7 protein-coding genes and 1 pseudogene are annotated in these 12,443 nt (G+C 62.2%); all 8 read right to left on the bottom strand.

All coding sequences use genetic code 11. The features are described from left to right. Positions 1-163: 163 nt before the first annotated feature. The 8 genes and pseudogenes from OOZ51_RS03280 to OOZ51_RS03240 all read right to left on the bottom strand — a co-directional run bounded on the left by OOZ51_RS03280 (position 164) and on the right by OOZ51_RS03240 (position 12,345). Complete coding sequence (locus OOZ51_RS03280) at positions 164-802, bottom strand: LysE family translocator (RefSeq protein WP_265977467.1); 639 nt, start codon at positions 800-802, stop codon at positions 164-166. 811 nt (positions 803-1,613) lie between these two features. Continuing rightward, a complete protein-coding gene (locus OOZ51_RS03275) occupies positions 1,614-2,879 on the bottom strand; it encodes an ROK family transcriptional regulator (RefSeq protein ID WP_265977466.1) in 1,266 nt (421 codons plus the stop codon). 727 nt (positions 2,880-3,606) lie between these two features. Beyond that, positions 3,607-5,859 carry a glycoside hydrolase family 3 C-terminal domain-containing protein gene (locus tag OOZ51_RS03265; protein ID WP_265977465.1) on the bottom strand — a complete coding sequence of 751 codons (2,253 nt, stop codon included), beginning with the start codon at positions 5,857-5,859 and terminating at the stop codon, positions 3,607-3,609. Between the two features lie 47 nt (positions 5,860-5,906). Continuing rightward, positions 5,907-7,199 (bottom strand): MFS transporter, encoded by a 1,293-nt coding sequence (locus OOZ51_RS03260; protein WP_265977464.1) that lies wholly within the window; start codon positions 7,197-7,199, stop codon positions 5,907-5,909. 113 nt (positions 7,200-7,312) lie between these two features. Beyond that, entirely contained in the window at positions 7,313-8,545 is a 1,233-nt protein-coding gene (locus tag OOZ51_RS03255; RefSeq protein ID WP_265977463.1) for a glycoside hydrolase family 1 protein, read from the bottom strand. Between the two features lie 608 nt (positions 8,546-9,153). Continuing rightward, on the bottom strand, positions 9,154-9,786 hold the full coding sequence (locus OOZ51_RS03250; RefSeq protein WP_265977462.1) for a TetR/AcrR family transcriptional regulator: 633 nt from the start codon (positions 9,784-9,786) through the stop codon (positions 9,154-9,156). An 827-nt stretch (positions 9,787-10,613) separates the two neighbouring features. Continuing rightward, positions 10,614-11,643 (bottom strand): annotated as a pseudogene (locus tag OOZ51_RS22590) (formylglycine-generating enzyme family protein). A 108-nt stretch (positions 11,644-11,751) separates the two neighbouring features. After that, positions 11,752-12,345: a PadR family transcriptional regulator gene (locus OOZ51_RS03240; RefSeq protein ID WP_265977461.1), complete on the bottom strand. Its 594-nt coding sequence runs from the start codon at positions 12,343-12,345 to the stop codon at positions 11,752-11,754. Positions 12,346-12,443 lie beyond the last annotated feature (98 nt).

The raw sequence follows: 12,443 nt of genomic DNA, 5'->3' as shown, positions 1-12,443 counted from the left end.
GGAAAAGCCGGCACTGCGTCGCTTCCTTCGGCCACCAATTCCCGCAATCGGTCTGCCCGGGAGACAGCCGGGTGACGTTTTCACGGCCATCTCGCCCAGCCGGAAACCGTCACGTAAGCCGACAGCCGCCAATTCCAGACGGGCCCGCCAGGAAAAATGCGGATCAGTGCTTGTTTCCAGTGAACAGGAGGACCCCGCCGAGGCCGATCATCATGCCCCCGCCCGCCATGGTCATGTGGCTCATGCGTTGGGGAGACCGAGCGAACCAAGTCCGAGCGGTTCCCGCGGTAAGGGCCCAGACCGAATCGCAGATGAACGCGACTGCAGTGAAAATGAGACCAAGAACCAGGATCTGCCCAGCCACCCCGTCACGGTGATAGTCGACAAATTGCGGCAGCACGGCTACAAAGAACACGATCGACTTCGGATTTGTGACACCAATGAAGAAACCCTGGAGCAGGACTCGCAGACCCTGCACAGGCGGGTGGCTCTTTTCCACCGAATGCGCGTGGTCGTGACGGTGTCGTATGGCCTGAACACCCAGAAACATCAGGTAGGCAGCTCCGGCTACCTTGATGGCCGTAAACATAACGATGGATTCTGAAACGATCGTGCCGATTCCAAGGGCTACGGCTGCGATCAGGGGGATTCCGCCCAGTTCATTCCCGATCACGGTGAGCAAGCCACCCCGCCGCCCCAGCGCCAAAGATCGCCCGATCACAAACAGCACGCTTGGACCGGGAACAACGATCAGCAAAAACGACGTGATAGCGAATGCGATTCCGACCTCTGGCGGCAACATGTCCATCAGCATAACTGACGCATCATGTGCCCGACCTAGGCGGTCGCGGGCGATATTCCAGGAACATCAGGGTGGACGCGCCGCGGGCGGACACCGGGAACAGCAACTGGCCGGTCACGCAACAACGTACCCCGACTGCCTTCTGGAGTATCTCGACGCGGATCTTGCCGGTTTCCGGCGCTTGACGCGGGCGGTCGGGATCAGTTCCAGGGTTCTGTGGCGGTCGATGTCGGCCAATTTACTGATAGCCAGCTAAGCGCGGGAGTTGCAACGACCCCTGGAATTCAAGGGAACGGTCAATCAAATTTGCCGTCTGTGGTCAGTTTAGAGTTGCCGCTTTACACCCCTATTCCCTTGATTTGAGCAGGCCTACATTTCAACAGGCGTAACAACACTGGTTCCTCGCATATACCCTCTCGTCTCGCTCATCGGACCCGGCCCATAAAGGAATCCTGAACCGTCCCGACTTTGACACGGCTACTCCCACCCTCGCCACCAATCCGTGGATCAGGCTGCCGTCAGCTTCAGCCAGCAACTACGGATGCCAGCCGACGAAGGCCTTCCACCTCCATTCGAACTAGAAGCGCCTCATGGCGCACCACTGTTGATGAGACTCTCCCTCTTCTGAAGCAGGACTGAGTCAACGAGGCCACGAATTCGTGGTCGGTTTTGACCGGGCAGCTTGGTCCATGTTGAGCTCGACATTGAGGATCCTTGGTCAGCGATTTCGCCATGGAGTCAGGCAAACCGCGTGATTTGTCGTGCGTCACCTGAGCCCGCGGAGTCGACAGCCAGCGCACCCGCGCGCTGGCTAGAAGGGGATTCGAGTGTTCAAGGGCACGGTCCGCCAGCTTGGACGGCCGCTGTTTCCCGGGTTTGCAGCTGGCATCTGCTTCACGTTGCCGGATGCGGAACCGTCGCGGTTGACGTAGGCAGCCGTGGCAGCAGCGAAATGCGCTGCGCCGGTGGCGGATGCGAAGTCTCCGAGAGCATCGAGTTGAACGGAGATGCGAATCCCTGCTCCTGGATTTTCTGTCCGCCTGAGACTGCGTGCAAAGGGCTCAAGAAGCGTCGCCCCCAAGGCGCCGAATGGACCGCCGAGAATGACTTGTTGCGGGGCGAGCAGACAAGTAACTGCGCCAGCGATTTGACCCAACGCGTCCGCGGCGTTTTCCACTACTCGTAGGGCGGCGGCGTCGCCTGCATTGACTGCGGCGATCACCTCTGGAAGAGAACTGGTTCTCTGGCTGCGGGCACCGTAGGCGTCCAGGATCGCTTTTAGCGAGCCAACGGTGTCAAGACAGCCCCTGTTTCCACAGTGGCAAGGAAGGCCGTGCTGAACAACCTTCATGTGGCCGATCCGGCCGGCATACCTCGTATCTCCGGGACCGGGCTGACCGTTGTTGACCCACCCTGCGGTTACCGAATCACCTACATCGAAATACAGGAGGCGGACTGATTTGTCGTCGGCGAGGCGGGAGTGCGCATAGGCACTCATTGCGGGCGAGGAGGTGACGAAAAAGGGCACGCCGTCTGCATGCTCTGCTATCCCGGCCAGGACATCCCCCATCAGCCCGGGCTCGTGAAAGTTGTTATGATTCTGCGATGGGACTGCTGCGACTATGCCCGCAAGCGCTGCCGTTTGCAGCGTTGAGCCAGCGGCATCCGTATGGGTGCTCAAGAACATTCGAACGAAATCGGCCGAACTTGATGGTTCGTTCAGGGAAAACTGCCCCCTTGCCAGAATTTCTCCACCAGAACGAAGCAGCACTACCCTCACATGCCGCTGAGTGACTTCAAGGCCAGCGAATACCGTCTTGAAGTCTCTCAGCTGGACAAGAATCGCTTTGCGTCCTGAGCTGACCGCCGGACGCGTATCGACTTGCCCAGCGGACTTCAACCTGGCCACGGCGTTGGATATCGTCGCGGTGGAAAGCCCCGTGAGTCGCGCCAGGCCAGCCTGTGTCGTGGGACCTGTCGCCCTCAGCGCCTTGATGACGGCTTCCCGGTTGCGGGTTCCCAGCGCCTGCTGGGAACCCGGTGACTCCAGAAGTGCGTCAGAGAATTCCTTCTTCACAGTGCCCTCGAATTCCTGTTCTGGTTCCCTGTCGGGTGTCGGTAGTGAATCAGCCTCGTCCGGAGTTTCGACGATGGGATTTGCGGACGAGGAAGTTCTTGCCTTCTACCCCGGCGCTGAGGCGGACTGGATCGTTTTCCTGCGGGTTAGCGCCGGGTCGGCCCTGACCTCCATCGGAAGAAGCGGGTCGAGAAGACATGAGCATTCTTTCAATCTGTGTTCACCCCAGTACACCTCCCCCCGCACCAAAGGGGGCCTGTCGAATTAGATGAATCTGAGCCATGGGTCGGCCGATCACGGAATTGGCCGGTCCCGTCCCGGCAGTGCACGAAGATCCATGCCCTCGTTGACTGCAGGGCCGGCCCCTTATTCTCCTGGCTGCGCCCGGACCGGTGCGCGGGGAGAAGGCCTACTCGGCGAAGGCGATCCGCACCCGCCTGCGCCCGTGAACCCGGAGCCGGCGGACGGGATCGGTCCTCGCAAACGCCGCGGTTCGGCCAGCGGCACGCCGCCTGCCTTTGACAAGGCCGAGTGCAGGGACCCAATGAAAGTTGACGCAGCTTCAACACCTTCGAGCGAAGGCACCCCCTGGCCGCCGGCTGACAAACCCTGACCTACCACAGCGGCACCATCAGCATGTGGCTGGCAGCTTTGGGAGACACCCCGACGCGAGGTGACGCATGGCAGTGAGGCGGCCCGAAGGCCGCCACACCGCCATGTAGGATGTCTAGTTGCTGAAAACCTGGGCCATCAAGACGTCCAGCTGATCCTCGGTGACCGGCACCGCGGGGAACTGGGCGAGTTGGCCGAGGCGCGTGCCCATGATCATCTTTTCCCGCGGCGAACCTTTCAGTGCGCCCTCGCGCACAGAAGCAAGTACGGGTTCGAGCAGGACTTGCAAGGCCGGGCCGCCGACCGGGTGACGGAACCACTCCGCCAGTGTGGATTCCTTGTCGACGGGGGCCACGAAGTCGTCGCCCTGGATGTGGACGGCAGCGGCTAGTCTCAGGTCGCGGCTGGAGGTGCCCACCTGGAACGAGTATTCCAGTTCCTCCACCAGCCAGGCCGCGGCGCCGACGTCGTAGTAGGCAAATTCGTCGCGGGGTACGGTGATGACCACTTCGGCGGCTTCGCCGGGCTGCAATTCGATCGTAGCGAAACCTTTGAGTTCACGTTCGGGCCGTTGCACCCGGGAACACGGGGCTTGCACATATGCCTGGACCACCTCACGTCCGGCACGGTCGCCGCTGTTGCGCACCCTGACCGCAAGCCGTGCACCGCCGTCGGCGTTGTCGACGCGAAGATCGGAGTACTCGAAGCTCGTGTAGCTCAGGCCGTGGCCGAACGGAAAGGAGACCTCCAGTTTGCGGGCGTCGTAGTGCCGGTAACCGACGAACAGGCCCTCGCCATAGCTGACATGTCCGCCCTCGCCCGGGAAATCCAGATAGGCCGGCGTGTCTTCGATCCGCAGCGGGATGGTCTCGGTCAGGCGGCCTGAAGGGTTCGCTCGACCGAACAGCAGATCCGCCGTTGCCGAGCCGCCCGCCTGGCCTCCCAGCCAGCCTTCCAGGATGGCCGGGACCCTGTCCGCCCAGCCGGAGAGTCGCACGACGGAGCCGTTCGCGAGCACGACCACGACGTTCCGGTTCGCGGAGCTCACGGCCTCAAGCAGTGCGGTCTGCTCTGCCGGCAACTCGATGTGCTCCCGGTCGAAACCCTCGGATTCGTAACTCGCCGGAAGACCGAGGAAGAGTACGACGACGTCGGCTTCCGCCGCGGTGCGCACAGCCTCCTGGCGCAGTGCGGAGTCCCTGATGGGGTCGGAGGTGCCGTCCACGGTGAAGCCCGGGGCGAAACGGATTCCCGCGTTGACGGCCAGCCCTTTGATGGCGTCAAGCGCAGTGTCGAGTTGCGTGGGCACCACCTGCGAGCTCCCGGCCCCCTGGTACCGCGGGGTGCGCGCGAACTCCCCGATAACCGCGATCTTCTGCCCGGAGGCCGGATCCAGGGGAAGGAGCCCGCCGTCGTTCTTGAGCAGCACCGCGCTGCGGACGGCGGCCTCGCGGGCCAGCGCATGGTGGGCCTCGGCGTCGAACATGATTCCCGGGCGGGCACCGAACGCGCTCTTCGCGGCCAGCGTCGTGAGGCGCGCCACGCTGAGGTCCAACCTGACTTCGTCCAGTTCTCCGGAACGCACGGCCGCGGCCACCCGGGCAGGGCCGGCACCCGAGGAGGAGGGCATCTCCAGGTCCATACCGGCGGCCAGTCCCTTGACCCGGTCCACCACGGCACCCCAGTCCGAGACGACCACGCCATTGAAACCCCACTCGTCCCGCAGAATCTCCGTGAGCAGCCAGGGGTTCTGCGAGGCGTGCAGGCCGTTGATCCGGTTGTAGGAACACATCACCGTCCACGGCTTCGCTTCCATGACAACGCGGCGGAACGCGCGAAGGTAGATCTCCTGGAGCGGGCGCGCGGCGATATCCGCACTGATCGTCATGCGGTCCGTTTCCTGGTTGTTTGCGGCGAAATGCTTCAATGATGCGCCGACGCCCTGGGACTGGAGACCCTTCACCCAGGCGACGCCGAGCGCTCCGCTCAGCAGCGGGTCTTCGGAGAAATACTCAAAGTTGCGGCCACAAAGCGGGCTGCGCTTGATGTTGATTCCCGGCCCGAGGAGCACGTTGACACCGAAGAATTGGGCTTCGCGCCCGAGGGCCGAGGCCACGCGGTGCGTGAGCCCGAGGTCCCAACTGGAACCAAGGGCGACCGCCGGGGGGAAGCAGGTGGCCGGGGCGCTGCTGGACAGGCCCAGGTGGTCGGCGTCCGATTCTTGGAAGCGGAGCCCGTGCGGGCCGTCCGACATCACGACCGCGGGAATCCCGGCCTGGGGGTAAGACACGGTGTCCCACCAACCCGCGCCGGAGGTCAGGGCCGCCTTTTGCTCGAGGCTGAGCGGGGTGGCTTTGTTGGAGGTCATGGTTTCTACATTGTCCTTCTGAAGGGATTTGTTCGGGCTTTGGGTGGTCATTTGACCGATTGGACTGGGATCACGGAAATCGCTCCAAGAATGCTTATTGCGGCGCCGACAGGGAACAGCAGTGCGTAACCGAACGTGAGCACGATTAAACCGGCGAATGCCGGGGCAAGGATCTGCGGAAGAGTCACGGCCATGTTCACCACGCCGAGATCCTTGGCGAACGAGCGGTCCGAGGGGAGAACTTCGGAAATCAAGGCGGCGTCGACAGCTTGGAAGCAGCCGAAACCGAAGCCGGCGAGGCCGGCCATGATCAACATCCCGGTCACGCTGGGAAGTACCGATGGGATGAACAAGGCCGTGGCAACAACCAAGCCGGAGACGAAGACGAACGGTTTCCGCCGGCCCAGGTGGTCGGAAAGCTTCCCCGCGGCAAGAGTGCTGAACAGCAGTCCGCCCAGTGAGACAAGTCCAACGACCGGGATCAAGGCAATCGCGTCCTTTCCCAGGCCGATGTAGTCCTGGAGGATGTAAAGCTTGTACCCGACGACGACGAAGTAGCCGGTGTATGTCAGCAACCTGCTGGTGAACGCCCAGAAGAAATCCGGGTGCTTGACGGGGCTGACCCAAAACGTGTGTGCGAAGCTACGCACTACGAAGGTCTCGACGACAGTGTCCGTGCTGGAGCGGTCCGGGTTCAATACGACGAAGAGCGTCAGAATGATGATTGCGAATCCGCCGAGCAGCAGATAGGCCGCAGGGATGTTCTTCGAAAACGAGGACGCCAAAATTTGTCCGCCGAGAGAGCCGAACATGGATCCCAGACCCAGGATGGCGGCGAACGTTCCACGGACCGCCCGAGGCACCCTATCGGGCATGATCGCACTCAACGGAGCTTGGGCGAAGTTGAAGCTGATCTGGACCATGACCCAGGCGAGGATCAAGAAGACGAGGTTACTGGCGAATGCCAGGCCGATCAGGGCGAGTCCGCCGCACAGGGAACCGAGGACGATCCACGGGGCCCGCTTGCCGAAGCGGCTCCGCGTGCGGTCGGACAGGGCCCCGGCGACGGGCTGGGCGATCATGGCCGCGAAGGCGCCGAACGTTGAGACAAGGGCCAGAACCGCAACTTTGGCGTCCTCCCCGAAGGCCTGCTGAACCTGCAATGCCAAGAGGATCGACGGGACCGCGCCCCAGATGAGGGAAATGCTGAAGGTTGCAGGAGCGATGGAGGCCATCAGTCTGCGCGGAGTCTTGGCTTCCGCTTCAGGCGCAGTCTGGTGCGAAGGTGGTGCTGTGGTGATCGCGGTTGTACCGCCGGGATTGCCTGACGACGATGTCACGGGCTGTTCCTTTGAACATGGGGGAGGGGTGTCTGGAGCATTGCTTTTGAACACCCCTCCGTGAGCCGGTCGAGATGCGGGTGATTGGGAGAAGCTGAAGTTGCGATGTGAAGCTAGACGACGCTTTCGGACATCAGGTCATCGGAGATCAGTTCGATGGATCGGGACTGACCGGCGGCGCCGAGCCATGCCGCGGACGGCTTCGGCGTACGAACGAACGTCTTCCGATCGACCGCAATCAATCCGAAAGTCGGGACGAAGCTTCCCCATTCGTAGTTGTCCAGGGCACTCCAGTGGTAATACCCGCGAATATCGATACCGTCTGCTGCTGCATCGCGCATCCCCTCAAGAGCGCCGGATGTGTAGGCTATCCTGCGCGTGTCATCGCTTTCGGCGATGCCGTTCTCGGTCACGATGATGGGTGTCCCCGGCACGAGTTGGGCAACGCTGCGAATCGATTCACCGAGCGCCGGCGGGTAGTACTCCCAGCCGGTGAGCGTCTTCGGTGCGCCTTCGGGAACCGGCAGTTCCCCGTCCGGCCCGACGAACACCCGGGTGTATGCCTGCACCCCGATCCAGTCGTCACCCTCGGAGGCGAGGACGAAGACATCCCGCGAACGGGACGCTATCTCTGCCGCTCTCGCTTCCCCTCCGTCGACGACGAAGTAGTTCGGGATTGCCACCGACCATCCGACCTGGATGTGCGGCGTCACGCCCCTGATCACCTGAACTGCTCGTTGATGGGCTCTTATCAGCGCCCCGGTGGTGGCACCGTCAGGTTCGAGGCTCCCTGACTGCTGCAAATCGTTGTCCGCCAGGACCGCCTTGCGCAACGTTGCGAACCTGGCAACCATGTTGGGCTCGTTGATGGTGCAAATATGCTTAACATTCGTCGCAAAGATGGGGGCCGCGGCGTCAACGAAGCGTCCAAAGAGATCAACGGCATCCTCTGAATCCCACCCACCCTGCTCATCGAACCACCGGGGGCAGGTGAAATGATGCAGTGTCAGCATCGGACGAAGACCTCGTTCGATCGCCCCCTCAACCATGCGACGGTAGTGGGCGATTGCAGCGTTGGAGAACTCGCCCGGCGCCGGTTCAATGCGCGCCCATTCGATGCTGAACCTGTAGTCAGTAAATCCAAGCTCCGCCAAAAGGTCCATGTCTTCCCGCCAGCGGTGATAGCTGTCACACGCGTCACCGCTGGTTTCCCTAAAGCGTTCCGGGAGTAAACCACTGTGCTCATAGGCCCAAAAATCACTGTTGACATTCATGCCCTCGATCTGATGCGCCGCGGTTGAGGCGCCCCAAAGAAATCCATCTGGGAGTTGGAAACTGGTCGACATACTGACCTTTCGGTAAATCGGTGCGATTGGAGTGGTGCCAACGGCCACGTTGCGCTGGGCGTCCAGTGCTACTACTCAACATGTCGGGGCGAATGTGAAAACATTACTACGGTAAGTATTCGCCGACAAGGGGTCGCCGAGAATTACCCAAGGTGCTCGCGCAACGGGGTGCGTTCATCGGCTGTCAGATGCCCATGAAATATCGGCCCCGGGCGCTGCGGCGAACTTTGGCGGATGGGTTGGTCATTGTCGAGGCCTGACCGCCGGGAGAAAACGAAGAAGCACCCCGCGGGAACGGCGCGCGCGGACGGATCATCGAAGGCGATCGAGGCCCGGTTGTGTTTTCTGCTCTTGGGCCTAGAAACAGGCATGGGCCACATCGAACAGAGGTAAAGGTGACGTGGCCCGCCGCCACGCCCTACCTTGCCGCTACGACCCTGATCTCACGCGGGGGCTGATCAACGAACTCTGCCCGATCGTGGGAATCCGGCTGAGAGGACAAAACCGAAGCGCTCGACGCGGGGACTTCGGGAGCAAAGCCACGTGTGGCAGGGGAAGTCATTCGCGGGGCATCGCACTATCAGGCGGTGGCCGCCTGCGGCCTGGATTCAGACCTCGTCGGCGTCTGCTCCAGCGACTTGCACCAGGCCGAGAGCCTCAAACAAGTACTCGATGAGCCCCGCCATATCGAGGTCACGCTCATAGAGCCACTGCAGCTGGAGTCCATCGGCGGCAGCGAGGACGAGGGTGGCAATTCGTTGAGCGTCCAACGCCGCAGGAAACTTGCCCTCGGATTGGAAGGTGCGAACTCGTTCTGCTCCAAGGTTTCTCAGCTCGCGGTATCGTTCCGCGAAGAACTCATGGGCCGCGTGCCCGTCCTCGCTGGCTTCGCCGGAAAGCCGAACGTACAGTTGCACAAGACCGGGCACTTCGGCATTGGAACGGATTGTTGTCGTCAATTGTTCAGGGGTCCCGAGCTCGATATCCGCCTGCTCAGCCCGGGCACGCGACACCTCGTCCCGTTTCCGCAGCACCTCCCGGAACAGGACGTCCTTGGAACCGAAGTGATGCATCAGTCCTGCATGCGTGATCCCGACTTCCTCGGCGATCTCCCGCACCGAACTGCGCCCATAGCCGACTCGCCCGACGACCTCCAAAGCGGCAGCAAGTAGATCTTCCTTCGTTGCGACACCTTTGGCATATGAACCCCTCTTGACCATAACCTTGATCGTAGTCGCCACACGCTACGCATGCCCTCTCGGCGGCAGCACACGATGGTCCTCTAAGGCCTGGAGCCATCCCGAAGCTAAAGCCTCCAAACGATGGATGCTCTGATGCCGTCTTCGGCCCCTGCCGGGGTGTGCCTCGCCCTGGTCTGCGCCCCGGACAACCTTGTGCAGGCCGGATCCGACCGGAACCCGACGTGGAACTGCCAGCCGCTAAGATCCGTGGCGGTGGTGCGCCGCGGGGCCCAGGTGGAATGTTCAGCGGAGGACTGCAGGGCCCCCCGTTGATGCCGGACACTGCGGCCCGCTTGTCGGAAAAAGACCGGGAGAAGGCCACCACGGTTCCATCGGGGGATTCGAGTCTGGATCTGAAGCACGTGTCCTCGTCGATGAAGAGTTCAACATGCCGGCCATGGGTGTCCTCCCTGAACGCAGGGCGACGCCCGGTATTTTATCGTCGGGTCCGGGAAGCGTTGCGTTCCGGTTGTTCTGGTCCGGCAGACGGACGTGCTCCCCGGCAAGAGGATCGTCTGTTTCACTTTGAGCTGAAGCGCGCCGCAAGGCGACGTTATCCAGGTCACAGAGAAGACCCGCGCAATGGGCTGATGAAGAGTGCAAGAATGCGACAGGACCGGTGTGGTCTTGCGTATTTCGGGGAAGAAGAGCCCGGAGGTGAATGCTTCGACGGCTGTGCGGCCTGCCAGCAAGGCAAGTGATGTCCGGATCCACGCCGTCAGTGCTCCTTCGTCGGCGAGGGTGGGGCTGCCGGTCCGGTTGTGTGCCGTCGTGGAGGAAGCGGTTTGAAAGCCGGGCTTCTGCCTTTCCCGTTTCCGGATGATGTATCACTGGGCACGTATGGGTCTTTGCGCTTGGGTTAAGGGGTCAGCTTCGGCCGTGGACGGTTTGCAGCCACCGCAGTAGTGGTCGGTTGCGGTCCTGAAACCGCAGTTGCTGCTGGATGAATCCGGGGTGTTGGAGCTTCTGACTGCTACGCGGTAGCGGTTGAAGTACGAGTTGTGGCACAGGTAGGAGCCCCCGCACATGACGCGTCCGGTGCCGACGGCTGGACCTGGGGGTCTCTGCCGGTGAACTGCGGTAGTACTTGGCCAAGAACCAGTCCTTTCACCATTCCCAGACGTTGCCGCTGACTTCGTAGAGCCCGTAATCGTTGGGCGGAAAGCTCCGAACGGGCGCAGTGGCGACGTATCCGTCGGCCCCGGTATTTACGTCCGGGAATTTTCCCTGCCAATGTTGCAAAGGTGGGCTCCGGCCTGCCCGTGAAGCTCGTTGCCCAGGGGTAGCGCTTTTGATGCAGACCGCCACGGGCCGCGTCCCACTCCGCTTCCGTCGGGAGCCTGCGTCCGGCCCACCTGCAGTAAGCGAGGGCGTCGTTGTTCGAGACCTGACCACCGGATGGTCGGGGACCTCCGACCAGTGAAGCTTGCGTCCCAGGGGACGTGCCCATTCGGCGCCGCGGACATTGAGCCACCACGGGGAACCGGCAGCCGTTCCAAGGATGTCATTGCGTTCAGCTTGCACAATGAGGTGAAACACCGCTGACGTTCCGTATTGCCCAGCCTCGGTCCGGTACCCTTTGGCGTCGACGAGGGCCGCGAACGAGCTGTTTGGTACGGCGGTGGTGTCTATCCGGAAGGCGCTCAGCTCGACCATGTGGGTGGGGACCTCCCCGTCGCAGGGATAGCCATCGCCGAAGCTGTCTCCCATGAGGAAGGATCCTGCACGGATCAGCCCGTCCGTATGGACGACGGGGGCATCATCCCCTCGGGCGGGAAGCGCCACCTCCACTGTGACGCGTTGCGCTCCAGAGCGCGAAGGCGAGCAGCAACCAATTGTCGGCTGCGGACTTCGGATTCCACCGTCAAAAGCTCCGTTGAATCGTCCCCCCGGTCGTGAACCGGCCCCGACACGGGAGCCGGGGCGCTGGAAGCAGGACGGGCGACTCACGCCGCCTCCAGGGGCCTAGCTCACCCGGGCGCCGTCCTGGGCGCGGGTAGCCAGGTAGGTGGTCCACTTTTCACGCTGTTGTTCCAGCCACACTATCCAGGAGTCTGTCGCAGCAGCGCTCCGATAATGCATGGCATCCAACAGTTCAGCCATGACCTCGGCATCCATCGGAACGATTCCCGGCACCAGCCGGACGGTACGGTCACGGTGCCGGAAGCGGCGGACCTGATCACGGCGAAATGCAAGTTCCGTGTCAATGAGCGGGATCACGCTGGGAGGGTTGATGGGAACGAGGCAGGCAAGCCGCGCGGTGAAGTCCGGCTCCTGCCAACGATCCGGAGGTACGTACTCTGACTCCGTCTGCTCCATGAGGTGTTGTCCTCCCGCGGGCGTGACGCTGTAGATCTTTGCGTCGGGAGCTCCGTCACGCTTCGCTATGGTGAACTCGATCAGGCCCTGCTTCAAGAGACGGTTGAGCGTCTTGTAGATCTGGGATTGGTCGGCGTTGGCACGCATGAATTGTCCCTCAGTGGCGAGCCAGCGTCCCAGATCATACCCACTGGAGGGCGCCCGCGCGATCAAGGCCAGGAGGATTTCTTCGAACTTCATGGCATTGTTCCCGTCTCAAGCTTCCCCGGAGCGTCTTTCTTCAGCCCACGCGGTTGTACTTGAGACCCAGTTTACCGTCTACGTGCCGGCTGCCTGCG

It is taken from the genome of Arthrobacter rhizophilus (genome assembly GCF_026241105.1).
GTDB lineage: Bacteria > Actinomycetota > Actinomycetes > Actinomycetales > Micrococcaceae > Arthrobacter.
Note: the sequence above shows the minus strand (reverse complement) of the source record. Positions and strands in the feature narration are given on the sequence as shown.